Source organism: Parapedobacter deserti, from assembly GCF_042646065.1.
GTDB classification, from domain to species: domain Bacteria; phylum Bacteroidota; class Bacteroidia; order Sphingobacteriales; family Sphingobacteriaceae; genus Parapedobacter; species Parapedobacter deserti.
Window position 1 is genome coordinate 25,848 of sequence record NZ_JBHRTA010000027.1, and the last position, 25,251, is coordinate 51,098.

The following is a 25,251-nucleotide window of genomic DNA, read 5'->3' on the forward strand; positions in this document are numbered from 1 at the left end:
TTTCATTACATTTGTACTATTAGAGTTCATACAATTTTAGCCTATTACGGAATTTGTTAAAATGGGAGCTCGTTCAATCCGCGTCTTCTGATTGCCGTCAGAAGACGCTTTTACTCCGCTTGTCGATTTGGTGTGCTTCAGAAAAAGTTACTACTGCTTAACCTCCTTTTTTAGTTGATTGAAAATGACAATACGCGGTTTCCCATTGACCAGGGATACCTCATGTTTAAAGTTGAAAAAGTCAAGAAGCTTCAGTGGTATCTCTGCAGGGGCGTTGCGATGCACCTCCCCCCAAAGCTTGGTAGAGGGCTTTGGCCCCTCAAAGACAATAGCTACGTCATACCACCTGCCCAACTGCCGCATGACTTCGTCAATCGTGTTTCCTTCAAACTTAAATAATCCGATTGTCCAAGCGATTGCCGCGTCGATATGGGCAGATTGCACATGGGTGGTCATTCCATCGGCATCGACGAATGCTTGCTGACCGGAGGAAAGCTGTACCAGCCCTGCACCATTTTGCGGTTTCACTTCCACTTTTCCGGATACCAACGTGGTGGTGGTTCCCAATTCATCTGGATAACTGTTGACGTTGAACTTGGTGCCTAACACGGTGATGATCTGCTCTTCTGTAACCACGCGAAATGGATTGGAAGTATCGTGGAAAATATCGAAGTATGCTTCTCCTTCGAGGCGAACCGTCCTTGCTTCCTCAAAATTGTTCGCCGCATAGGTCAACGATGAACGGGCGTTGAGCCAAACGTTGCTCCCGTCCGGTAGGGTAAGCCGAACTTGCTTACCGATAGGTGTCTCCAGTGTATGGTACTGAGGCGTAAGGGGGTCCGCTGGTACCGGGCTGCCGGATTTGTCATAACGGATACCATCGGCAACATGCTGGATCGTATACGCCCCTGATTCGCCTTTGATAGGGTGTTCGTTGGTCTCATCCAAGGTAATGATCCGTCCGTCCGACAACGTAAGCGTTGCCTGATCGGACCCGGGAAGGATGTCTTTGGCAGCCAACGGGACACCCGTTACATGATCCGGGGACGTTGACGGTTCCCACGCCAGTCTGAGGAAGACACCCATGGCGATGAGGACAGTCGCGGCAGCCACATAATATAACCAGCGAGGTACGCCCGGCTTGGCTAACCCTATTTTTTTCTGTACGTGATCCAGGTCCCGTAAAATCTCTTGATCCGATAAGGTCGCATAATCTTCATTATCGAGCCGTTGGTACCAATCGTCGATAAGCTTGCGCTCGGCATCGCTACAGGTGCCGTCGAGATAGCGTTGCAATAGCTCGCTTGTGGGCTGTTTTTCTGACATCGAACTTATCTCTCCATCTTTGTGGTTGTCTCTATAATCAAACGGAGGTACCGCAGGGAGTAGATAAAATTGAAAAAATTAAGCGTTGGTAGTTAACCTTCAGCCGGTGATCTTGGGTTTCAGTATTTTCAATGCGTTGGCCACCTGTTTTTTAACGGTAGTTTCAGATAGATTTAGGTTTTTAGCTATTTGTTTGTGGCTCAGTTGCTCCTGCCTGCTCATGCGGAAGATTGTCTGCATTTTAGCGGGGAGATTGGATACGGCATTTTCGATGGAAGTACCGAGCTCCCGCTCCCGGACAAGGTGGTCGGTATCGGAGGCATGCAAAGGGAGATGATCGCCGATGGCTGAAAGAACCGACCTGCGATATTGCTGCTGATTGATGTAGTTTATTACACGGTATTTGGCAGCGGTAAATAGCAATGCCAAGATCTGGGTGTCAACGGCTAATTCCGCGCGTCGCAACCATAGCGATGCGAATAACTCCTGTATGATATCCCGAGCATCGTCACGAGAGCGTATCTTGCTGAGAACATGGCGGTAGACGGGCTCGGCATATCGCCTGTAAATTTCAGCGAACGCCTTTTGATCGCCGTTTCGGAACCGGGCAACAAGATTAACGTCATCTAGCGAATGATATGAGGACAAATTCATCAGCGAAGGATCTCCTAGCGCAGTTTTTTCTGCTCCTCAAAGTTAAATCTGGTATGCTAATTTTTTATGAGAATAGTGTTAAGTAATTATCCCAGCTTGTAAATGCCTTAGTGTGGCAACTTGCTTCGGATCAACCCGTACAGCCAGGTGCCCAACACGGCTCCGAAGATGACCACCACAATAGGCAAATAACCGGCACCGGCCAGCACAAACATAGGCCCAGGGCACGCACCGACGAGTGCCCAGCCCAGCCCGAACACAATGCCCCCGATTAAATAACGGGCAATGCCTTTTTCTTTGGCTGCAATAACAATTTGATTCCCATGGGCGTCTTTGAGCTTTTTCCGTTTGATGAATTGCACGATAAGGATGCCTACAATCAATGCCGACCCCATCAACCCGTACATATGGATGGACTGGAAGTTGAACATTTCATAGATCCGGAACCAGGATGCGGCTTCAGATTTGTACATGACGATGCCAAAAAAGGTTCCGATAATCAGGTATACGATACTTTTCATGAGCTAGAAAATCAATGGAAATAAAAGGTGAATCATCAGCAGCCCGCCAATGAAAAAGCCGATGGTTGCGATGACCGATGGAAGTTGTAGATTACTGATGCCGGATATCGAATGCCCCGAAGTGCATCCGCCCGCATAACGGGCGCCGAAGCCCACCAATAATCCGCCGATCAAAAGCAGCAGTAAGGCTTTTGGCGAAGAAAAGGCGTCGCTACCGAACAATTCGGTTGGGACATAAGCCGTTCCGGCACTCGCAAACCCCGATGTGTGTAACTGATCTACGGTTTGCGGGTTGAGGGCAGGCACCTGATCGACCGACAGGAACTGCGATGCCAGAAATCCGCCTGCGATGGCCCCCGTAATGACCAGCAGATTCCAACGCTGCGCTTTCCAGTCAAAACGGAAAAAGTCGCTGGTTTTGCCCGCGCCGCATAAGGTGCATATCGTCTTCAGGTTGGACGACAGGCCAAAGGTTTTGCCCAAGTAGAGTAAGACAAACATCGTAAAGGCAATCAGTGGACCGCTTACGTACCACGGCCAGGGGGCTAAAATCCATTCCATAATTACTGCGATTGTATGTAAATGTACAAATTTAATGGTTATTAAATAATTATCCTTTGCAAAAGGAATTTGCCCATTAACCGGCTATTTTTTACTTTGCAGCGTAAAATCAATCCAGTGTCGTCTGTAATCCGCTTATAACATGAAAAAAACCACTTTCCTTTTACCATGAGAAAAGTAGTTCGACATTTTATCGAAGATTTCCAGAAGTTCCTGCGAAACCCCCAAGAAATTGTGGATGGTCCTCAAAATGGCGCTTTCCACTCATGGATGGTGGTTTTGACTATCAATTTTGCCTTCGCCGCCCTGGTTATTATTCCGCTGGCTTTGCTCATTGATCAGCATGTGCTGCCCTTAAAGGGTGGCCCGCTGCCCGCGAAAATGCCGCTCTGGTTTCTGGTCATCGTCATTTTAGTTATGGTTCCTGTCGTCGAGGAACTGCTGTTTCGCTATCCGTTGAAATTTGCGCGCAACCGGGTGCTGAAAATAGCTGTTTACGGATCCAGCGTGCTCTTCGCACTGGTTCACATGAGCAATTACGACAACCATGAAGTACTGTTTTACCTGTTTGCCCCGGTTATCGTCGGCTCCCAGCTCGTTGGTGGATTCCTGATGGCCTACCTCCGTTTGAAACACGGCTTACGGTGGTCTATACTGATGCATGCGGTATTCAACGCGGTGATTATCGTTCCAGTAACCCTTTCTATACATGGGGCAACAGTCATTGACTCCCATTCACCGCAGTATTCATTGGTCGTGACCCAGTACGCGTTTTCGGAACAGCCCGAACACATTCGGATTTTTCGGCAGGAGGCGGGCATCGATACGGTGCATGTGCGTCAGGCGAATCTGCAGCGCATCGTCGATCTCATCGGAACACCCGGTGCCTGGTACGTCGACGATGCGTTGGTAGATATCGACTTTAAAGCGACATCTCCGATACCGCCCGACAGCCTGATCAGCCTGTTGGGGCAGCAATTCCGGATGATTCCCCAAACCATTCCGAATGTGTTGCCCTCAGAACCGCGCCAGTAGTCGATTCTTTAGAGAATTATCCTACTTTCCGCTTATCGTGCGCCCTGCCGGATAATACCGTAGATGACCTTTATATTTTCCTTGGCCAACTGGGCTGGTATTAAATTCCAAAGTAGGCGTATACGTGGCACGATTTATTTTGGCGCATTTTCATGGAAATACTTGAGCGATGTAATGGCCTCAGGGACTCCCTGTTGTGAGCAACACTTTTATGTACGAGTTATTGAAATATGTTACATTTTTATGTAGGAGTTTGATGTGGGTACTCTCCGCTTTCAGCAAGAAGTGGAAGGTTTCGCAGATGTTATCTATAGTAAGAAACTACGCATTTCCGATCAAAACGCAGTGACCCTTCATTCAAAGAACGACGAATGGTTTTCTGTTAAGTAACTCCGGGGATGGGTGCCCGAAAATTCCTTGAAGTCACGGATCATATGCGACTGATCGTAGTAGCCTGAATCCAACGAAAGCTGGACTAGTGATTGGCTGCTGGCTGCGGCGCTAGCCAAACAGGCTTCGAAGCGGACAATCCGCGTAAACAATTTGGCAGGGAATCCGATCCACGATTTAAACTTGCGCTCGAATTGCCGTTGCGATAAGAAGTTCCGGTTTACGAGCTCGTTGATATCCACCTTGCCACTGCGGGCTGTTATGTAATTGACGGTAGCAATCATGTCTTTCGGCGAATCTAGGCCCTTGCTGAGCTTGTTCGTTAAGAATGATGTCATCGTGGCCACCCGTGCGGCCGTATTCCGGCAGGTCATTATGCGCTCCGCCAACTCCGCGCCTTCAATACCCAATACGTCTGATATTTCGATATTGTAATTCGTTAATGCATGCGCGGGGACGCCAAACAAGAGCGGGATGGCGAAGGGGTAGAAATACGTGCCGAATATGCCGACCGGTTGGGTGGCCGAAATGGTCAGGTGAGCGCTGGTTTGGCACTGGAACCCGCTTTGGAACAATGGCGATGCATCATTATCGTGCTGGATGTGCATCAATCCGCTGTACTGGAAGGCCAGCTTCGGATTGACAGACGCCGTAAGCCCATGCGCGTAAGGCTCCGATTCGGTGAAGCTTCCCTCAAACTCCCAGAAGAAGCAGACAATGTGCTTGATAACATCAGCGGGATATATTTTATTATACTGCATGGTAGCTAACCAACCTGGTCGGAACGACGAAAGTACCGATTGTTAACCGCAATTAAAAGTCGATTTTGTCCAATTTTGATCGGGATGGTGGCGTTAATTTTGCGGCATGAATAACTTAATCAGCGCGATAATGACGATTATTACACCGATGGATGATGCTTCGGTGAATGGTAAAGAAAAAATGATTGACAACAACGGGGTCGAAATCTGCACCGAAAGTTTCGGGAATCCCAAAGATCCCGCGGTTTTGTTGCTGGCGGGGGCAACGGTATCCATGTTGTACTGGGATGAGGAATTCTGCAGCGAACTGGCAGCTCGCGGATACTACGTAATCCGCTATGACAACCGGGATGTGGGCAAGTCTACCCACTACGAGCCGAGATCGGCCAACTACGACATCCTTGACCTGGAAGCCGATGCGATCGCCATTCTGGATGGTTATCAGCTGGCCGAGGCGCACTTCGTAGGCATGTCATTGGGCGGACTAATCGCTCAGATCGCGGCGATACGGCATCCGGAGCGGGTCAGCTCACTCACCCTGATGGCCACCGGCCCGTGGGCCGAAGCGGACACCGCCATCCCGGGAATGGATAAGCGTATTTTGGACTTTCATGGGAAAGCCGCAGCGGTAAATTGGACCAGTGAGGAAGAGGTGGTGAGCTATATGCTCGAAGGTGCGCAGCTGATGAGCGGAAGAAAGCCTTTCGACAAAGCGAGGGGTGAAAAGCTGGTACGCTCGGAATTTGCCCGGGCGAACAACTACATCAGCATGTTTAACCATGCCACCTTAGGGGGCGGCATGGCGTACTACAACCGATTGGAGGAAATATACCAGCCTACGCTCGTGATCCATGGTACCGATGATTTGATCTGGCACGTTGAAAACTCCCGACTCTTATTGGAGAAAATAGCAGGTTCCAAACGGATGTTGCTGGACGGCACCGGGCACGAATTGCATCGAGCCGATTGGGCAATGATCATTGAAGGAATCGTGAAGCATATCAACGAGCAGCGCGTTGCATCGTAATGAACTATTCAACCTGATGCAGCTCGTTCTGCCGGTTTTCCTTCAGGTTTAACTTTTGCCAGTCCGGGTGGGTATTTTCCGCGATGGTAATGCCCTCTGCCTGGTCAACTTCTACGGTTAACGGCTCATCGGTCACAAAGTCGAATATATGCCCGCCCTGCTTTCGATCATCGGTGATGAAATGGGTATGAAAGCCCGGGATATTCGTTTTTTCCATGTAATCGGGCATGTAAAACCCGACAAGTGTTCCGGAAACGTTCTCAAAATCAAAATTGTACTGACCACCGGTTGCCAAGTATTCCGCGAGGGGCGGGTAGGGCTTGGTTGCCGGATGGGGTGCTCGTGCTTGAATGGCCTTCAGCTTCCCGGTAATGCGTATGGCATAGATGGAATTACGGGCGATCCGCTTGGAAATGCTATCCTTCAACATGTCATAGGTCAGGCCCTTAGCGTGGACAGCAAACGTCGAGTCTGGCCTGAAAAACTTGACAAATGCAATGCCGGTACGGTCTGCATCGGGTATAGCGTGGATACTTCCATCATACCGCATTTTATACACTTCGTTATGGTTCATAATCAATTCGCCATCCAGCGTGTTGAACCCGCCCAAACCAAAATCACCATGCTTTTTGAGCTCACCAAACGTCATGTTGCCGTCGTATACGCCGGCCAGCAAGGCGTCCATGATAGAATATTGGTAAACGAAATCGGTAATTTTCTTCGCCGGGGCTCGGTCGGCGCAGGAAACCGCGCATACGAGGATGGCTAGTAATACAATGGGCGCTGCTGTTTTCTTCATGTTCGCTGTGTTGGATACGGTGTTATCTCGGTGCGAAATTACTCCGAAGCCTCGATTTGCGAGTATGCATTTCAAACAGATGGTTATGGCAATCAAACAGGCAACTTCCGGTATTGGCTGGGGGGTTGACCCGTATGCTTCTTGAAGAAGCTATTGAAATTGGAAGCGTGTTCAAACCCGAGCGTGTAGCCAATTTCGGCAACGTCCCAATCGCTGTTTCGGAGCAGCGCCTTGGCCTCCTTAACGATCCGCTCGGCAATCCACGCGCTGGTGGTACGGCCCGTCCGCTCCCGCAGCAATCGGTTGAGGTGATTGGTATGCACATTCAATTGCCGGGCATACTCGTTGGCGGTACGGAGCTGAACCACCTGGCCGGGCGCATCTATGGGAAATTGCCTTTCAAGCAGGTCAATGAAAAGGGCAAAAATGCGTTCGTGGGTATTAGCAGGTTTGTAAAATCCATCCGCAGGATTCAATTTCAGTGCCTCGTGCATAATAAGCTGCACATAGTTGCGAAGGACTTCATATTTGCCCGCATAAGCGGATGCCTTTTCGACATGCATCCGCTCAAAAAGCGTAGTTAGAAACTGCATCGTAGGCTCATCGGGAAAGAAAACAAAGTCGCCGCCTACCCGGAATAGGGGCGAATGCGCGAGCTTGCCGTTGGCGAAGGAGGTATCTACAAAGGGTTCGGTAAAAAGGCAGAAATAGCCGGTCTGTTCCTCGGTAGTGGGATCCCAGGCATAGGGTACCATGGGATTCATGAAAAGCAGGGCATTGCCGTCGATGTCGATGGCACGATCGGCCATGGTAAAGATACCCGACCCGTTCACAATCAGCGATATCTTATAAAAATCCCGGCGATTGCTCATGAGGGAGGTTGCAGCGCAGGAAAAGCCGCCCCGCTCATAGACATCGAACTGTTCGACAGGCGAGGGCTCCCGGCCGTGCAATGCAAGGAACCTCTCTACGGATTCTCGTTGGTGCATGCTACAAACATAAGAAAATCGGTCATTTTGCTCTCGTTAGAAAAATGTAAAGTTTGTTTGTCTTTTTGAATAATATGTTTTACCTTTGTATAAGTAAACACGACAATTAAAACCATTGAAATGCAATTAGGCAACAAATTAATTAAACGGACCATCAAAGTAGTGGGTCTTTTGGCTGTAATAGCCGGTATTTTTGTATGGATGATCGATGAAACGCGCGGTGCGGAACTGCCACTGCTTGCAGGGCTGTTCATTCTCTTGGTCAGCCACGAGGTAAAGGAAGACGAGCGGTCTGCATCGCTGAAGGCATCGTCCACGCAGTTGGCGCTGATCATTGGGTATGCAGTCTCGTTGCTGAGTGCCAATCTCTACGATCACCAGGTGATTAACGTACAGCTTGTAGCCATCAATCATTTCCTGATCCTGGTATTTGCATTGGCCATTATCATCTACAACATCCGGTTGTATACCGCGTAGCGCACAGCGATGAAAAATACAATCAAGGTAGAACGCGCCAAACTCAACATTACACAGGCCGAGCTGGCCGACCGCGTAAACGTCTCCAGGCAAACCATCAACTCCATCGAAATCGGAAAGTTCGTGCCGTCTACAGTGCTGGCCCTGAAAATCGCTAATGTGTTCGATACCACGGTAGACGACATATTCGCATTGGAAGCCGATGACTGGCGGTAGGTGATTTTTGCCGTTTAAGTCTGTTGCAGACACGGCTTAGGAGACCGAAGCGGAGCGCCCCCAAACGCAGTTAAGTGGTGCGAACGCCATTGCTTTTGAAAAAATCGCTATTTTTATAGCGACTTAACAAATACAGCCACACACACGCTAATGAAGGAGCATTTACTGTTTAAAACCTTAAAAGAAGTAACCGATTTCTCTGATGAGTCGTTTCAGCAATTGCTATCTCTTTTTGAAGCTCGTTCACTGGCTAAAAGCGAGCTGCTTTTTACGCAGGATACCGTCGTAAAGGAGCTTTGCTTTGTGATGAAAGGTTGCCTAAGGCAATACCAAACGACAGTTGATGGTTACGAACGCAACATTTTTTTTGCCGAGGAGGGCTGGTGGTGCGGCGAGATGGAAAGTTTTATCCATAGCTACCCTTCTATCGTAAGCATGCAGGCCCTGGAGAACTGCATGTTGCTCTCCATCAACAGGGAACGGTGGGAATACGCCACCCGGAATATTCCCGATTACGCGCTCTACCAAATCAAAAACAGGAGCCGTACCGTGGCATGGCTCAAAAGCATGATCAGCAATATCGGTACGGAAACACCCGATGAACAATACCGCCGCATGTTGAAAGAGAATGCCCATTGGGTGAATCGGTTGCCGCAATACCACATTGCCAGTTACCTGGGTGTAACACCCGAAACATTAAGCCGCATCCGGAAAAGAAATGTGCGTTTATAGTCGTTTCTTGTCGCGCGTCAACTTTTTATTCGAAATTCCGCCTTTTCTTTGTGCGAATTAATAGATACACGATGAAACCTTCGGAAATTATTGAATTGGGAAACGGGGTAGAAATTCATTTCTGCCTCGATGCAGGAGATACTAACGCTCAGTTTACGCTTTTTAAAGTGGTGGTGCATCCGAACGCGAAAGTCCCTGCGGCACACTACCATGAGAATTTTGATGAAACGCTATACGGATTGAAGGGATCGCTCACGCTGACCGTAGACGACGAAACCATGCGCTTAAATCCAGGTGATTGTTGTTTTATAAAAAGAGGCAGGGTGCATAGTTTTCACAACGATACGAGCGAACCGGCAGAAATGCTGGCGTATGCCAACCCGGGTGTATTCACCGCACATTATTTCAAAGACCTCCTCCAGGTGCTGAATGCCGGAGGCCCGCCGGATTTGGCTCGCATGAAACAAATCATGTTGCAGTACGGACTCGTGCCGGTAGCCAACTAAAGAGCGCCTTTGTTGATCAAAGAAGCGTTATACCCACGTTAACATTTACCAGTTACAATGAATAATCGTCTACCCCGCCTAGGGCATGGCTTGATGGTCATCTTGCTATGTACTACTACATGCCATGTTATGGCACAATCAGACCTGAATACCGGGTTTTCGCAAAGTTTTGATGATGTGACCACACTCAATGCCGACGGATGGTCGATGCAAAACAACAGCGAACTGCTTGGAACGGAAAGCTGGGCTCAGGGTAATGCGGGGCTTTTTAGCGCTTATAACGGAAGCCCTGGGGCGTATATTGGGGTAGGAAAGGGAAGCGCCCGCGGTGGGGCGGCCACCATCAGCAACTGGCTGATATCGCCAAACAGGGAGTTTCGAAACGGAGATGTCATTACGTTTTACACACGCGCAAGGACACCGCAATTTGAGCTCGACCGGGTGGACCGATTGGAAGTGCGGTTGAGTACAAATGGCGCCAGCACGGATGTAGGCACAACCGCTGCCGGTGTAGGCGATTTTACCACATTGCTGCTGAGTATCAATCCGGCCCTGGCACACCATGCGTATCCGAAAACCTGGACGCAATACACCGTTACGGTGACGGGCCTTTCCGAACCAACGTCGGGTCGGATGGCGTTCCGGTATTTCGTGACCGACGGAGGGCCTGTGGGAATTAATTCGGAGTACATTGGTTTGGATGAGGTGGTCTACACGCCGTATGACTGTCCGGCAATCACGGTTGGTGGCACCTTGCCCGATGCGGCACTCGGACAATCGTACCACGCCATACTGACACAAACGGGCGCCTTAGAAACGCATGCATACACCATTACCGATGGCGGATTACCCGATGGGGTGACCTTATCGCCAAACGGTACGATCTCGGGGACGCCAACGGAGAGCGGAACGTTTGATGTGGAAGTCACGGTGACGGATGCAAGTGGTTGTTCGGGAACGGAGTCGTTTTCTTGGGTTGTGATTCCTACGGTTGTCGCGCACATGGAAGTTGACGATACGCAATTGACGGTTGGTGAAACCGCGACACTCACCGTGACGTTCAGTGAGGCGGTTTTTGGACTGGAAATTACCGACTTTACCGTGGAGAATGGCACGTTGAGCGAATTGGCGACAGAAAACGGTGGAATCACGTGGACGGCCACGCTGACTCCAACGCCCGATAGGGAAGCCACCGCAAACAGCATTACGCTTGACCATACGGGCTTTGTTAATGACGCCGGCGTACCAGGGATTGGATCGTCGAAATCGAATGATTATGCCATTGATACAGCTCCCCCCACGGCTTCAATTGCCATCAATGACTGGCGGAACAGCTATCAAAACATCATTGTTAATTTCAACAAAACGGCAGCCGTCACCATCGCTTTCAGTGAGGCGGTATCGGGGCTGACTGTAGGCGATTTCACAGTGGGCAGCGGTATGCTGAGTGACTTGTCGTCTTCGGACGAGGGATTGACCTGGACGGCGACGCTGACGCCTGCGGCGGATACCGAGAATCGAACGAACGTGATTGTGCTGAATAACACAGGTGTTTACGATGCCAATGGCAACCCGGGCGCGGGAATAACCCAATCGCCTATTTACATCGTCGATACGGTCGTTCCGGAGCTTTTGTCGGTCGAAATGGAACACAGCACATTCAATGTTGCTACAAACGTATCATGGGTAATTTTCAGGTTTAGCGAACCCATTGTTTCTTTCGATCAAACGAATATTACGTGGGAGAATGGTACGCTGGGCGATTGGGAAGGGAGAGAAAGTGCCTCCGTTTATGCGGCGCGGTTCCGGCCGACGGCGAATGTTGAACAGGCAATCAATGAGATTTCCGTAGAAGATGTGTCTTTTCGGGATTATGGCGACAATTGGGGTTCGGGTACGGTAGTTCCACTAGCTTATGCGATTGATAATGTAATGCCGATTGTCACCTCCGTTGGGGTGCCGGAAGATGGTCTTTACGAGGAGGGCGATGAATTAACGTTTACCGTCGGGATGCGCGAACCGGTAAATGTGGATTCCGATGCCGGCCCGGTAGCGTTAGAACTGATTGTTGGCACCGCCACCCGCAAGGCCAGTTACCGGTCGGGCTCGGGCACAGCAGAATTGGTTTTTGCATATGCTGTGCAGGCGGGAGATATTGACATGGATGGTATCGAGGTGGGCGATCTGGATGCGGCGGATGGCGCCCTTATTGCAGATCTGGCCGGTAATCCCTTGCAAAGCGAATCGGTGAACAACGTAGGCAATACAGAAGCCATACGGGTTCGCGCTGCACATGTGCCTGTGATCACGATTTCTTCGGGTATGGCCACGTTTACGGAAGCAGGAAGTGGGGCTTCTGTGCCTATTATCGTGGATGAAGCACTGGTCGTATCCCACCCGGGTAATGCTACCCTGGCATCCGCCGTAGTGCAGATTACGAATAATTTCATGCCTGAGGAAGATTTGCTGGCGTTCAGCAACAATGGCAGCACAATGGGCAACATTACAAGTAGCTACGATGCGGCTGCGGGTGTGCTGACGCTGACGTCCGCCGGTGCTTCAGCTACCCTTGCTGAGTGGCAGGAAGCGTTGCGCGCAATCACGTATACCAATACATCGGACATGCCCGGTACGCAGCTCCGCTCCATCGAATTTGTCGTGAGCGAAGGGGCAGTCGGTAGCGAACCGGTGAGCAGGAATGTAGCAGTGGTTTCGGTTAACGATGCTCCGGTTGTGTCGGTTCCCGGCTCAATAGCCGTTACCGAGAACGAGACCGTCCCGCTTACGGGCATCAGCTTCGCTGACGCAGATGCGGGATCCGGCATGGTAACGGCGACATACGCCGTTCCGATTGGCTCGCTGTCAGCGACTAGCGGCGATGGTATTAGCGTTGGCGGAACCAGCAGTGTGCTCACATTGACCGGAACGATTGCAGGAATCAACAATTTCATGGCTTCGGGTGCTTTGGCCTACACGCCGGCGCTGAATGCGTCGGGAAGTACGGCACTGACGGTGTCAATAAACGACAATGGTAACACGGGCGAAGGTGGAGCGTTTCAGGATTTCAGGACGGTGGTCCTGCAGATTTCTGCGGTAAACCATGCTCCTGTGATTACGGCACCGGCCTCCATCGCGGTCGATGAGGACGTATCAACCCGACTTACGGGCATCAGCTTTGCCGATGTGGATGCCGACGGCGGGGATGTCACCGCCGCGTTCTCGGTGGGAAGCGGCACACTTTCCGCTGCATCGGGCAGTGGCGTGGCGGTGAGCGGATCGGGAACGGGAACGTTGAGTCTCAACGGCAAGATAGCAGACATCAATGCGTTTATGGCAGCCGGCGGCGTTAGTTTCACCACCGCGATGAATGCGACCTTAGCGGTGACCCTGACGGTAAATATCAACGACAACGGCAATACAGGAACGGGCGGGGCCCTGGAGGATACCGCAACGATAACCCTGTCAATAACGGCGGTAAACGATGCCCCCGTGAACACGGTACCGGCAGGGCAGACCGTTGATCAGGACGGGGTACTGGTATTCAGCCCGGGCAACGGCAATGCGATTTCCGTTTCGGATGTGGATGCCGGGGGAGGTATCATACGGGGCACGCTGACGGCTGTGAACGGTTTGATCACCTTGGGAAGCACTACGGGGCTGGTTTTCATCAGCGGCAGTGGGGTTGGCGGTGGTACCATGATTTTTGAAGGCTCCATCGCCGACATCAACACCGCGCTCAACGGGTTGACGTTTGCACCGACAAGCGGCTACAATGGCGCGGCAAGCCTTGAGGTTGTTACCGACGACCTGGGATTGACCGGGTCTGGCGGCCCGCAGATGGATAGGGATGTCATTGCCATCACGGTGAGCCCGATCCATCCGGTAATCACCGCGGTGAACGCAACCAGCGCAGACGGGCTGTACAAAATAGGGGATGACATCACCCTGACGGTCTCATTCGACCAGGCGGTGACGGTGGCTGGATCGGGCACTTTACCTTCCTTGCTGCTGGAAACCGGTAGCGCAGACCGGGAAGCGGCCTATATATCCGGATCGGGCTCCAATACGCTCGCATTTGAGTATACCGTGCAGGCGGGCGATGTGAGCGCCGACCTGGATTACCAATCGACCGCGGCATTAATGCGTAATGGCGCCACGATACAGAGCGCCTCCGGACAAGATGCCGTCTTGACACTGCCTGCCGTTGGCGGTGCCCATTCAATCGGGGGGCAACACAGCCTCGTCATCGATGGGGTGGCCCCAACGGTTACTTCCGTAGATGTACCGGCTAACGGCTACTACCGGGAAGGGGATGCGCTGACAGTTACGGTACGGATGGACGATGATGTGTTGGTGAATACCGGCAGTGACAGCCCTTATCTGGCACTGACCATCGGCACGGCAACCGTGCAAGCAATCTATACCGGCGGTTCCGGCGGCGATGCGCTCACGTTCAGTTATACCGTGCAGGCGGCAGATTTGGATCTAAACGGCATTGTCCTTGGTGGAACAATCAATCCGAACGGAGGAGCCATCCGAGATAATGCGGGCAACGATGCGTTGCTTGCGTTAAAGGGTGTGCCACCGACAGATCAAGTCTTCGTATACTCGGTGAAGCCTTCGGTTAGCTTGTCTACGGAAGCCACATCGCCCGTGAACGAGCCATTTACCGTGACTGCAACGTTCAGCGAGCCAGTCGCTGGATTTACGATCAGTGACATTACGGTTACCAACGGCACATTGAGCGATTTGCAGACAATAGATAATAGTTCTTACACGTTTTTGGTTACACCTACCGTACATGGTGGCGTTCAGCTGTCGATTGCTGCCGATGCGGCGGTTAATATAGCAAACAACGGAAACGATGCATCGGATATGTTGAGTCTCCAGTTCAACGGTATCATCACCGGCATTACACTGAGAGACGGCAGCTTTGTGTACGACGGCACGGCTAAATCATTGGCCATCACGGGTAGCCTGCCGGAAGGTACGTCTGTGAGTTATACGCGCAACAGCCGTACGGATGTGGGCAGCCAGGAAGTAACGGCCACGATCAGCGGCGACAATTATGACACACTGGTGCTGACGGCCGAGCTGACGGTCACCGAAGCTACCATTACAGGCATTGCGCTTCCGGACGGCAGCTTTGTGTACGACGGCGCGGCTAAATCACTAGCCATCACGGGTAGCCTGCCGGAAGGCACGTCGGTGAGTTATACGGGCAACAGCCGCACGGATGTGGGCAGCCAGGTTGTGACGGCTACGATCGGCGGCGACAAATATGAGACACTGGTGCTGACGGCGGAGCTGGCGGTCACCGAAGCTACCATCACCGGGCTTACGCTTCCGGACGGCAGCTTTGTGTACGACGGCGCGGCTAAATCACTAGCCATCACGGGTAGCCTGCCGGAAAGTACATCGGTGAGTTATACGGGCAACAGCCGTACGGACGTGGGTACGCAGCAAGTGACGGCCACGATCAGCGGCGGCAACTATGAGACGCTGGTGCTGACGGCCGAGCTGATGGTCACCGAAGCCACCATTACCGGCATTACGCTTCCGGATGGCAGCTTCGTGTACGACGGCACGGCACACAGCCTGGCCATCACGGGTAGCCTGCCGGAAGGCACGTCGGTGAGTTATACGGGCAACAGCCGCACGGATGTGGGCAGCCAGGTTGTGACGGCTACGATCAGCGGCGACAATTATGAGACACTGGTGCTGACGGCGGAGCTGGCGGTCACCGAAGCTACCATCACCGGGCTTACGCTTCCGGACGGCAGCTTTGTGTACGACGGCGCGGCTAAATCACTAGCCATCACGGGTAGCCTGCCGGAAGGCACGTCGGTGAGTTATACGGGCAACAGCCGTACGGATGTGGGCAGCCAGGTTGTGACGGCTACGATGAGTGGCAGCAATTATGAGACACTGGTGCTGACGGCGGAGCTGGCGGTCACCGAAGCTACCATCACCCGGCTTACGCTTCCGGACGGCAGCTTTGTGTACGACGGCGCGGCTAAATCACTAGCCATCACGGACACGCTGCCGGAAGGCACGTCGGTGAGCTATACCGGCAACAGCCGTACGGACGTGGGTACGCAGCAAGTAACGGCTATGATCAGCGGTGACAATTATGACACACTGGTGCTGACGGCGGAGCTCACAATAACACCGGCTGAGCGCACAATAGCCTTCCCCGCACTGCCGGAGAAGACCTACGGGGATGACGACTTCAATGCTGGCGCCACGGCCAGCAGCGGAGAGCCAGTAAGCTATACAAGCAGCAATGCGGCGGTTGCGGAGATTGGTGCGAATGGGCAGATCCGCATCATGGGCGCGGGTGAAACCACCATATCGGCCACTGTACCGGAGAACGGGAACTACACGGGCCGCCCGGAAATCAGCCGGACATTGGTGGTAAACAAAGCCGTCCAATCGATCAGCTTCAACGCCCCGGCGGAAGTGAACCGGGACGCGGGCACCGTGCAGCTGGACGTAACGGCCAGCAGCGGGCTGCCGGTAAGCCTGACGGTCAACGACGAACAGGTGGCGACGTTGAGCGGCACGGCACTCAACGTGCTCCGGCTGGGCACGGTGACGATCACGGCCACACAGTCGGGCGATGGGAACCACGAAGCGGCCGAACCGGTGACGGTGACGGTGCGCGCGGTGGATCCGGCTTCGGACTTTGCCGTGTGCGTGCACCAGGCGGTGTCGCCCAACGGGGACGGCATCAACGAGTTCCTGATGATCGAGGGCATCCGCGATTACCCGGACAACCGGGTGAGCATAATCAACCGCAACGGTTCGGTGGTGTGGGAGGCCTCGGGCTACGACAATGACCGGGTGGCGTTCCGCGGCGTTGGCACCGGGCAGCAGCTGCTTCCGGCGGGTACGTACTTCTACATCGTGGAAATCGGTACGGGCAGCGGTACGGAATACCGGAAGGGATACTTCGTGCTGCGGTATTAGTGGTGGTGGAAGGGTTTTACGCCTGTTGCTCCACGTCTGGATCCGGGGCGCAGTGCTTCCGTCTCCTAGGCCGTGTCTGCAACAGCCGTAAAACCGGGGGGTGGAAGATTGGTTTTGGGTGGTGGTGGAAGGGTTTTACGCCTGTTGCTCCACGTCTGGATCCGGGGCGCAGTGCTTCCGTCTCCTAGGCCGTGTCTGCAACAGTCGTAAAACCGGGGGGTGGAAGATTGGGGGGCGCGGTGATTGATGAAAAGTATTAATGGAAACAGCAATAAAATGAAACGAAATCTGATTCTTTTGTTGGGGAGCATACTGGTAGGCACTGCCCTGTATGGCCAGCAGCCGCTTACCCATACGCAGCATGGACAGCTGCGCACGGTGGTCAACCCGGCGGCGAGCCTGATGCAGATGGGGGGCGAGGTTTCAGTGATCGGCCGGCGGCAGTGGGTGGGCATGGACGGAGCGCCCACGGTGTTCTGGGGCAGCGGCCACATGGGCTTCGAGCGCTTCGGGGCGACGGCTGGTCTGAACCTCCGCCACGAAAGCCTGGCGGTGGAGAAGCTGACGGAAGCCTCGGCGTTTTTTGCCAAGCGCGTGCGGATATCGGAGACGGAGTACGTGGGGGTATCGCTGAATGCGGGGCTGAGCTACATGGACGGCCGTTTTTCGCAGCTGGACCCGATGGATCCGGCGTTCCGGGAGGATGTGCGGGAGACGGATGCGCTGATCGGCTTCGGTGTGGTGCTGTACCGCCCGGAGCGGTACTTCGTGGGGCTGTCGCTTCCGCGCCTGATGCTGGGGAGCCTGGGTGTGGGCAGCGACAGCCGCTACCACTTCCGCAACCTGTACCACCTGACGGCGGGGGCGCTGTTCGGTCTGGGCGGGGACTTCCACCTCCGTCCGAGCGTGCTGGTGACGTATTCGGAGAGCCTGCGTCCGCAGGCGGAGGCCTCGGCGCTGGTGTTCATCAAGCAGGTGTTCGGCATCGGTGCGAACATCCGGAGCTACGGTGAGGTGGCGGGGATGGCGCAGTTCAACTTCTCGGGCTTCGGGCTGGGTTACAGCTACCAGTTTAACCCGGGCAATGAGCCGCTGAACCGGCGCATCAGCAACACCACCCATGAAATCGGATTGCAATACCGATTCGACAGGGCGCTGCAATTGTTATAGGGGCTTGATGGCCTTGTTGGATTGATCGGCTATCAGTCGGAGCAACGCATTGATGCCAGGTCTCTCTTAGCGTGCCGCTAGGTAGCCCGCGATTGCAGCTTTCGCAGCAATATGTAATCCAGGTAGAGCGTCCCAAAGGGGATAATGCACGCCAACAGCACCTTCCATGTCGTTTCCCGGAATTTCCATCGTTGCTCCACGCCAACGCGCAGTGCACTGAATACAAAAAGCAGAAATAAAGCCCCGTGGATTGGTCCCATGGAACTGACCAGCGACGGGAGGCCGAAACCGTATTTCAGCGGCACGGCAACAAAAACGAGGATAAGCAGGGAAACGCCCTCTAAGAAGGCGCAGAGCCTTAGGCGTCCGATGGTGGTGGTGAGCAACGTTTTCATGATTAAAATGTTCGAAGGTAGGGCCTTCCCGAGAGCGGCGAAAATGGCCAGGGAATAGCGACGAAAATAAGAACAAGTGCAATGGAGAACCAGATCAGCATGGTCTGGAATTTTTGCCGGTCAGCAGTTTTCCGTTTCGCCATGGCCGAACCGATGGTCAACAGTACAATGGCCACCAGCATCAAAAGGAGGTGGAATAGGCCGTAAAAAGTCAGGTTCAAATCCTGAAAGGCGGTTTGTGGGTGACGCCAAAAGGATTTCACAAACGGGCTTTGCGTATAAAGCAATATGCCGATCATCAACTGAATGTGAGCCACCGTTGCAGTCCAATGCCGGAAGGCATTGTCAGTCTTAGCGAATGGTCTGTTTCTGATCAGGCCAACTGCTGCGCGGTAGATGGAATACAAGAGGCAGGCTAAGACCAGCCAGCGAAAGAGGGAATGAAGTACCAATAGGGTAGGATACATAGCTTCGACGACTTACTGTTTGCTGCGCCAAAGGTAATGTAAAAACATACTAATTGGTATGTTTTTGCGGGAAAAATTAAGCTAGGTTGTTTAAGTAGTTTCTAAGTTCCTTTAAGTAAGGTAAATAAATAGATTTGCTGTTCTCCAGTTTCCCGAAATTCCGTATGCCCCAATAGCCAGACATCACGAATAAGGTAACTTGCTTCGCGCTCACATCTTTTCGGATAAACCCCATTTCCTTGCCGCGTTCGATCGCCGCTACCATCGCGGTTTCCCATTCCTGGGTGATCTCGTCTAGCACCTGCCGGAAGTCCGCGTTCCAAGGCGTCATCTCGTGGGTAAAATTAGCTGCCGGGCAGCCGTATTCCACTTTCAGGAATTCATTTTCCATCAAAAGCGCGTGCACGAGGTCGAAAATGGCGTCCAAAGGGTTTGCTTGGAGCTGCAACGGTTGGATAAAGCTGTTGGCAAGTGCCGGTTTCAGAATTTCCTGCAGGATGGCTAGCCCCATTTCATCCTTGTTTTTGAAGTGGTAATAGAACGCTCCTTTGGTCACTTTCGTGGTCGCGATGATGTCATCGATGCTTGTTGTCTGGTAACCCTTGACGTAAATCAGTTCGAAAGCTTTCGTTAAAATCATTAATCGGGTCGCTGCCGCCTTCTTCATAAAAGATACCATTCGGTCTGTTTACAAAGAAACGAAAATTAAGCCAGACTTCCCTTCGGCTTCCTTTTCAAGAGCAATGCACTTACCAGGGCAACCACCAGCCCAATGGGCAAGACCTCCGAATAGGTGATGAGGATAACGAAAAGCGGATTTTTATACATTTCCTTAAAGTTGGCCATCTGGACGGTCTTGGCTTGCAGGTCTTCCGGTGAGCAAGTGGTGAGCACATGGTCGGTGTAGACATCGATAAAATCGGGCACAAACAGGTAGTAGTAGAACAGCCAGACCACGACGTATAGCGTCGATCCGACCAAAGCAATCAAGCTTCCCATTTTGAAGGCATTTCCAAATGAAATGTGACCTCCAAGTTGTTTGTCGCGGTGATTTTTGACGCCGAAGAATATAAGCGAGAACAGAATAATCATCGCTGCGTACCCAACGACGTCGTTTCCTTTGAAGTCGGTGTCGCTGTACATCATATTGACCATAATGACCATGTTGGCACACAGGATGACCCCGATGATTAATCCGAATAACAGTACGTTCCTTTTCATTGCTTTTTTTCAATTGATTTAGATGGCAAATATAGGGGCGGTAAGGGCGGTGCCGTTCATACTTTAGGATGAAATTGCAGGTGGATAACGGAAAATCGTACCTAAGTACGAGTGTGATTAGGGGATGATACGCAGTTCTTTGGCTTTCCCAATGGCTTGGGTCCTGCTCTTTACATCCAGTTTATGAAAAAGGTTCGAGACATGGGTTTTTACGGTGCTCAGCGAAATGAACAGTTCGGCCGCTACCTCCGCATTGCTGCGCCCATCAGCCAAGAGCTGGAGCACTTCATACTCCCGTTTGCTAATACCTAGTTGCTTGATGGTGTCTTCGTCGACCGAGAAGGTATCCGCAGTCGGAACGGGAATTTTCCGCTCGATGGTAACGATTTTCGGCTTGCCCAGCTGGTTGGCGACCCATACGCCAAGCACCAAAAAAAGGAGGGCGATGATACCGATGTAGATGTCAATAGCATGGTCGATGATTAGGAAATTCCACTGTATCCATTTCAAGAAAAACACGAGCACGGCCAACACCATCCCGTATAACAGGATACGTTGGTAGCTTTTGGCCAGCTTGAGGGATTTCATACTTCGACGTTTATTGTTCGTATACTGCCGAGGCCGTGCTCCAGCGACGGGTTAAAGATAAATATTTTATGCTAACCCACTGCCGCCTGCTTTTTGGGACAATTATTTTTAATCTTCCCGGCTACCGTCATCGGCCATGCGCACGATGCGGGGTGTGAAGGTGGCCAATACGTCCACCAGGTCGGTCTGGGCGGCCATCACGGTATGAATGTCTTTGTAGGCCATTGGTGCTTCGTCTAGGCCGGCACCGACCAGTGTAACTCCGTGATGCTGGAGCGTAGCCTTCATGGCTGCCCGGCTGATGGTCTTGATGGCCTGCGTGCGGCTCATCTGCCGCCCCGCGCCATGGGAGGCGGAATTGATGGATGCAGCCTCGCCTTTTCCCCGTACGAGGAAGCCCGGCGCAGTCATGGAGCCGGGGATTATGCCAAGTACGCCCGCACCGGCAGGCGTAGCGCCCTTGCGGTGCACAATCACCTCCTGCCCATTCCATTGTTCCTTCCAGGCAAAGTTGTGATGGTTTTCGACGCTGGCCAACACTTCCGCGCTTAATGCCGCCGCCATCTTGCGGTGGATGATCTCGTGATTGGCAGAGGCATAGTCGCCGGCCAGTGTCATCGCTTGCCAGTATTCCTGCCCGGCTTCAGTATCGAGGCCGAGGTACGCCAGGTTTTGTGCTTCGTGGGGCAGGCGGCACAGCTCCTTGGCCAGCTTGGTATAATGGCCGGCTAGGGTGGCACCCAAGCCCCGTGAGCCGGAGTGGGAGAGGAGGGCCAGGTACCTACCGGCTGGTAGGCCCAACGCTTCGTCGGCCTCGGCAAATTCGATGATACCGAATTCCACGAAGTGATTGCCGCCACCGGACGTGCCTAATTGCGCCCAGGCTTTGTCTTTCAGACCAGCTACGAAGGAATTCATCCCGAAAGCCACATCGGCCAGCACGGCGTGGTCCGCCCGCTCGTGGGGCTTGAAGCCGTGCCCAGCCCCAAAGCGCGTCTGCGCGATGAGCTCCCGTTTGAATTGGGCTTGATTGGCATTGAAGAATGCCTCGGGAATATCGTAGATAGACAATGCCATGCGGCAACCGATATCCACGCCCACCCCGTACGGGATGACAGCATTATCGACCGCCAGCACCCCGCCGATGGGCAGGCCGTATCCCTGGTGCGCGTCGGGCATCAGCGCGCCGGCCACCGTGACCGGCAGCTGCATGGCCACGTCCATTTGCGTGCGCGCGCCGGCTTCGATGTGTGATTCACCGTAGATCGCATAGTCGGCATCGGCATCCCGCAGGGGGATGTAGGGGTCTTCGGGAATCGCAGCTTCTTCGATGAGGGCCTTGGCCAGCTTGCCGAAGGTGGCGTCGGCCGTATAAGCCTGCGGCTTGACCAGCACGTCGGCAAGCTGTGCAAGCAGCATTTTTTTGCCAAGGTGCTCGTGTTTGTTGGCGGTGCGCAGCGCTATGCCGAAGGCGCGGCCGGGGGTGTATCCCAAAGCCATCAGTTCTTCGCTATTGATGAGGTGATTTGTTGGTGTATCCATTTTTTCTCCCGGCAAGATACGTGATTATAGTTATTTGAAAAACAGTTCCTTCAATTGTCCGACGATGTTGCCGCCACCGGAGAGAGTGATCTCGCCGATTTTTTCGGCGATTTTCTCTACGTGCTCCATTTCTTTCATCTTCCAGAGCATGGCGTTGTCCTCCATCAGCTTGGCGGTGTTCAGCAAGCTGCGCATCGCGGCGGTTTCTTCCCGGCGGGTGATCCCATTGGCCTGTGCGCGTTTTTCGGCCACCAGCACTTGGTTCATGATGTCTTTCACATCGCCCGGCAGGATGATGTCTTTCACGCCGCAGTCGATGAGCCGCACGCCCAGCGCTTCGGCCTTGGCGGCGCAGGTGTTTTTCACGGCTGTAGCCATGGCTTCCTTGCCTTCCATCAGCTCGTCGAAGCCTTTGGTGGAAATGAACTCCCGCAGGGCCAGTTGTACGAGCACGTATAGTTGTTTTTCAAACTCCTTGTTGTGCACCACGGCTTTCGTCAGGTCTACCACCTGGTACGTGAGCGTGAAGTTGATGCGCAGCTGCGCCTTGTCCTTGGTGAGGATTTCCTGACCGAGAATTTCCATGCTTAGCTGGCGCATGTCTGCCTTGGTCACCGTGGTGGTGATCGTGTTTTTCCAGTACACGTAATTGCCGGATTCCAGCACACGATCAAACTTGCCGTCTACAAACAGAAGGCCCTTTTCGAACGGATCGACGGTGTATGCCCGCACGTATTGGTAAAGCGGCTGCCTGCTCAGCAGGTTGCGATCGACCGCTTCCGTAATTTCCAATTGGTCGGTGGCGGCACGGATGAAACGATAGCCGCCAACACCTTTCCAGAACGCATATTTGCCGGCAGTGAGCACCGTGGCAAAGCGTTGATCTTGATAGACCAGAACCAGTTCATTGTCAGCGACATCCACCACCTCCAGCAGCGCGGCCAGGGCATCGTGGGCGAGCAGTGTGCGCAGCTCCTGCTCCGGCGCAAATGCCTTGGTCATATCAAAATATTGCACCCGCTCGCCCCAGTAGAGCCAGTGTGCACCTTTTTGCAGCACGCGCTTCAGTTCGCCGTTTTTGAAAACCAAACCAACCGTGTTGGTGGTGATGTTTACTCGTTTCATGGTGTTATTGTTTTAAATTAATCCATTCATTTAAAAAGTTGGGCATGCCGGGTGTCCCCGTCGTTGCGGCGGAGCCGGATGCGGCGCTGGCGTATCCCCGTGCTGAAAGACGTGTTGCCGTTATGCCCGCGGCGCCCGGAGGCGTGACGGTTAGCACAGCGGACGTGGGTCATCCAAGGTCCTGGGGCCTCTTCCATTGCGTTGTCCGGCTGCAGGCTCAACGGCAGTTGCGGTGCCCGATGCACCACGGATGCCGTGCCTGCCCAACTTATTGATTACTTGCATTTCCATTTTGCTATTCCAAACCTAACTTGGAAGCAGGATTCGAACCTGCATAGGGGCTGTACTCTAACCACTTGAGTTATACCGGCCTCGGCCGGCAGTGGGATTCGAACCCACGTCCGCAGCGTAATGGAACCATCCGGGTCTTGCTCGGCCAGTATGTGACGTGCCATCGGCGGCCACACTGCCACGCCTGGTGAAACGTGCGCCCCAGGGCCTCGTGTCAACTCGGATCGCTATCAAAGAACAATTGTCATTCCTGACGGTACAAAGATGCGGGGGGTACTGCGCAGTGCTTTTGCGTACCTTGATAAAAGGATTGATTTTATTGTAATTGATTGGTTGTTAATGTTATAAATTTAATTTTATGTCGATCAATTTGAATGCGGATCGTAACTGCGCAATTGTATTGCGTAGTTGCCAGTGGAACATTTATATTTGAAGCACGAAAACAATACCATTCGCTATGGCGACCAATAAACTTGCCCTTATCCGCTATAAGACCATCGATAACTGCTTGCGTAACCGTTACCGCAAATGGACGTTGGACAGCCTGATTGAAAAGGTCTCAGATGCACTGTACGAATACGAAGGCATCAAGGACGGCGTAAGCCGGCGTACGATCCAAGCGGATATCCAGCTGATGCGAAGTGATAAGCTCGGGTACAATGCGCCCATCGTGGTGAAGGATAGGAAATACTATACGTATGCCGATGCGAACTATAGCATCTCCAACTCGCCCATCAACGATGCGGATATGGAGAAGATGCGTGAGGTAGTGTCGGTGCTCCGGCAATTGAATGGGTTCCAGTATTTCGAAGACATGAGTGATTTGGTGGCGCGATTGGAAAATACCGTGCAACAGCGCTCGACGGGTGGCCGAAGCCATATTCAGTTTGAGGGAAACGGCCAGCTGAAAGGATTGCAATTCATTACGCCCCTGCATCAAGCGATTTTGCGCAAAATACCGCTGCTCATCGAATACCAATCGTTCAAGGCGGTCGCACCCTCGCAGGGGGTCTATTATCCCTACCTGTTAAAGGAATACCGGAACCGCTGGTTTCTGATTGCTAAACCGAAAAAAGGAAAAACCCTGGCTACCCTTGCACTCGACCGTATGGTAGATATACAGGAAATGGCTGCCAATGGGTTTGTCGAATACGATGGGGTGGATTTCGAACGTTACTATGCCGATACGATTGGGGTGACCAAATCGGGGCGCGACCGCGGACGTAAGGTGGTGCTGTGGGTGCATCCACGCCATGCACCATATGTGCTCACCAAGCCGCTGCATGCATCGCAGGAGCTGTTGAAACAGGACGAGACGGGTGCGATTATCTGCATATGCGTGGTACTCAACTTCGAACTGGAGCGTGAGCTGTTAGGCTTCGGGGAGGCCATAAAGGTGCTGTCGCCGCGCGACCTGCAACAGCGGGTGGCAAAACGCATCGTGCAGATGCAGGCATTGTACGAACCTCAACCAGTGTTGCCCTAG

At 52.8% G+C, this 25,251-nt stretch carries 24 protein-coding genes; 9 read left to right on the forward strand and 15 right to left on the reverse strand.

The genetic code is table 11. The features are described 5' to 3' along the window. Positions 1 to 150: 150 nt before the first annotated feature. The 4 genes from ACFOET_RS08375 to ACFOET_RS08390 form a co-directional block, all read right to left on the reverse strand. Positions 151 to 1,326, reverse strand: coding sequence for a FecR family protein (locus ACFOET_RS08375; RefSeq protein WP_379021507.1), 1,176 nt, complete (start codon positions 1,324 to 1,326; stop codon positions 151 to 153). A gap of 99 nt (positions 1,327 to 1,425) precedes the next feature. Continuing rightward, positions 1,426 to 1,980, reverse strand: coding sequence for an RNA polymerase sigma factor (locus ACFOET_RS08380; protein WP_379021509.1), 555 nt, complete (start codon positions 1,978 to 1,980; stop codon positions 1,426 to 1,428). 107 nt (positions 1,981 to 2,087) lie between these two features. Further along, positions 2,088 to 2,501: a DUF6691 family protein gene (locus ACFOET_RS08385; RefSeq protein ID WP_379021511.1), complete on the reverse strand. Its 414-nt coding sequence runs from the start codon at positions 2,499 to 2,501 to the stop codon at positions 2,088 to 2,090. 3 nt (positions 2,502 to 2,504) lie between these two features. After that, positions 2,505 to 3,062: a YeeE/YedE family protein gene (locus ACFOET_RS08390; protein WP_379021513.1), complete on the reverse strand. Its 558-nt coding sequence runs from the start codon at positions 3,060 to 3,062 to the stop codon at positions 2,505 to 2,507. Between the two features lie 168 nt (positions 3,063 to 3,230). On the opposite strand from ACFOET_RS08390, the gene ACFOET_RS08395 reads away from it, so the two are divergent. Continuing rightward, positions 3,231 to 4,097, forward strand: a complete 867-nt coding sequence (locus ACFOET_RS08395) for a CPBP family intramembrane glutamic endopeptidase (RefSeq protein WP_379021515.1) — start codon at positions 3,231 to 3,233, stop codon at positions 4,095 to 4,097. 353 nt (positions 4,098 to 4,450) lie between these two features. On the opposite strand, the gene ACFOET_RS08400 is transcribed toward ACFOET_RS08395, so the two are convergent. Next, the gene (locus tag ACFOET_RS08400; RefSeq protein ID WP_379021517.1) at positions 4,451 to 5,248 is read right to left on the reverse strand and encodes a helix-turn-helix domain-containing protein; all 798 of its coding nucleotides are present in this window, start codon (positions 5,246 to 5,248) and stop codon (positions 4,451 to 4,453) included. Positions 5,249 to 5,354: 106 nt separating this feature from the next. Here ACFOET_RS08400 and estT point away from each other — a divergent pair, with 106 nt between their 5' ends. After that, positions 5,355 to 6,275, forward strand: coding sequence for a macrolide hydrolase EstT (gene estT / locus ACFOET_RS08405; protein ID WP_379021519.1), 921 nt, complete (start codon positions 5,355 to 5,357; stop codon positions 6,273 to 6,275). A gap of 4 nt (positions 6,276 to 6,279) precedes the next feature. Here the strand turns inward: estT and budA are convergent, their stop codons facing one another. Then, positions 6,280 to 7,074: an acetolactate decarboxylase gene (gene budA / locus ACFOET_RS08410; RefSeq protein ID WP_379021521.1), complete on the reverse strand. Its 795-nt coding sequence runs from the start codon at positions 7,072 to 7,074 to the stop codon at positions 6,280 to 6,282. Between the two features lie 92 nt (positions 7,075 to 7,166). Beyond that, a complete protein-coding gene (locus ACFOET_RS08415; protein ID WP_379021523.1) occupies positions 7,167 to 8,063 on the reverse strand; it encodes a helix-turn-helix domain-containing protein in 897 nt (298 codons plus the stop codon). 120 nt (positions 8,064 to 8,183) lie between these two features. Between ACFOET_RS08415 and ACFOET_RS08420 the strand changes: the two genes are divergently transcribed. The 6 genes from ACFOET_RS08420 (at position 8,184) to ACFOET_RS08445 (ending at position 18,136) form a co-directional block, all read left to right on the forward strand. Then, entirely contained in the window at positions 8,184 to 8,540 is a 357-nt protein-coding gene (locus ACFOET_RS08420) for a hypothetical protein (protein ID WP_379021525.1), read from the forward strand. Positions 8,541 to 8,549: 9 nt separating this feature from the next. Continuing rightward, on the forward strand, positions 8,550 to 8,756 hold the full coding sequence (locus ACFOET_RS08425) for a helix-turn-helix transcriptional regulator (protein ID WP_379005807.1): 207 nt from the start codon (positions 8,550 to 8,552) through the stop codon (positions 8,754 to 8,756). A gap of 150 nt (positions 8,757 to 8,906) precedes the next feature. Next, positions 8,907 to 9,488 (forward strand): Crp/Fnr family transcriptional regulator, encoded by a 582-nt coding sequence (locus ACFOET_RS08430; RefSeq protein ID WP_379021527.1) that lies wholly within the window; start codon positions 8,907 to 8,909, stop codon positions 9,486 to 9,488. Between the two features lie 71 nt (positions 9,489 to 9,559). After that, the gene (locus ACFOET_RS08435) at positions 9,560 to 9,994 is read left to right on the forward strand and encodes a cupin domain-containing protein (protein ID WP_379021529.1); all 435 of its coding nucleotides are present in this window, start codon (positions 9,560 to 9,562) and stop codon (positions 9,992 to 9,994) included. A gap of 129 nt (positions 9,995 to 10,123) precedes the next feature. Next, positions 10,124 to 16,966 (forward strand): Ig-like domain-containing protein, encoded by a 6,843-nt coding sequence (locus tag ACFOET_RS08440; RefSeq protein ID WP_379021531.1) that lies wholly within the window; start codon positions 10,124 to 10,126, stop codon positions 16,964 to 16,966. A 276-nt stretch (positions 16,967 to 17,242) separates the two neighbouring features. Next, positions 17,243 to 18,136, forward strand: a complete 894-nt coding sequence (locus ACFOET_RS08445) for a PorP/SprF family type IX secretion system membrane protein (protein ID WP_379021533.1) — start codon at positions 17,243 to 17,245, stop codon at positions 18,134 to 18,136. A 77-nt stretch (positions 18,137 to 18,213) separates the two neighbouring features. Here ACFOET_RS08445 and ACFOET_RS08450 read toward each other — a convergent pair whose 3' ends face one another. The 8 genes from ACFOET_RS08450 to ACFOET_RS08485 form a co-directional block, all read right to left on the reverse strand. Next, positions 18,214 to 18,531, reverse strand: a complete 318-nt coding sequence (locus ACFOET_RS08450; RefSeq protein ID WP_379021535.1) for a DUF3817 domain-containing protein — start codon at positions 18,529 to 18,531, stop codon at positions 18,214 to 18,216. Between the two features lie 2 nt (positions 18,532 to 18,533). Beyond that, positions 18,534 to 18,998: a hypothetical protein gene (locus ACFOET_RS08455; protein ID WP_379021537.1), complete on the reverse strand. Its 465-nt coding sequence runs from the start codon at positions 18,996 to 18,998 to the stop codon at positions 18,534 to 18,536. Between the two features lie 76 nt (positions 18,999 to 19,074). Further along, positions 19,075 to 19,638, reverse strand: coding sequence for a TetR/AcrR family transcriptional regulator (locus tag ACFOET_RS08460; RefSeq protein ID WP_379021539.1), 564 nt, complete (start codon positions 19,636 to 19,638; stop codon positions 19,075 to 19,077). 65 nt (positions 19,639 to 19,703) lie between these two features. Beyond that, positions 19,704 to 20,219: a DUF4199 domain-containing protein gene (locus tag ACFOET_RS08465; protein ID WP_379021541.1), complete on the reverse strand. Its 516-nt coding sequence runs from the start codon at positions 20,217 to 20,219 to the stop codon at positions 19,704 to 19,706. 117 nt (positions 20,220 to 20,336) lie between these two features. Further along, the gene (locus tag ACFOET_RS08470; RefSeq protein WP_379021543.1) at positions 20,337 to 20,807 is read right to left on the reverse strand and encodes a response regulator transcription factor; all 471 of its coding nucleotides are present in this window, start codon (positions 20,805 to 20,807) and stop codon (positions 20,337 to 20,339) included. A 108-nt stretch (positions 20,808 to 20,915) separates the two neighbouring features. Continuing rightward, on the reverse strand, positions 20,916 to 22,349 hold the full coding sequence (locus ACFOET_RS08475) for an RtcB family protein (RefSeq protein WP_379021545.1): 1,434 nt from the start codon (positions 22,347 to 22,349) through the stop codon (positions 20,916 to 20,918). Between the two features lie 30 nt (positions 22,350 to 22,379). Next, positions 22,380 to 23,474, reverse strand: coding sequence for a slipin family protein (locus ACFOET_RS08480; RefSeq protein WP_379021547.1), 1,095 nt, complete (start codon positions 23,472 to 23,474; stop codon positions 22,380 to 22,382). A gap of 150 nt (positions 23,475 to 23,624) precedes the next feature. Then, positions 23,625 to 23,765 (reverse strand): hypothetical protein, encoded by a 141-nt coding sequence (locus ACFOET_RS08485; protein ID WP_379021549.1) that lies wholly within the window; start codon positions 23,763 to 23,765, stop codon positions 23,625 to 23,627. A 457-nt stretch (positions 23,766 to 24,222) separates the two neighbouring features. On the opposite strand from ACFOET_RS08485, the gene ACFOET_RS08490 reads away from it, so the two are divergent. After that, positions 24,223 to 25,251, forward strand: coding sequence for a helix-turn-helix transcriptional regulator (locus ACFOET_RS08490; RefSeq protein ID WP_379021551.1), 1,029 nt, complete (start codon positions 24,223 to 24,225; stop codon positions 25,249 to 25,251).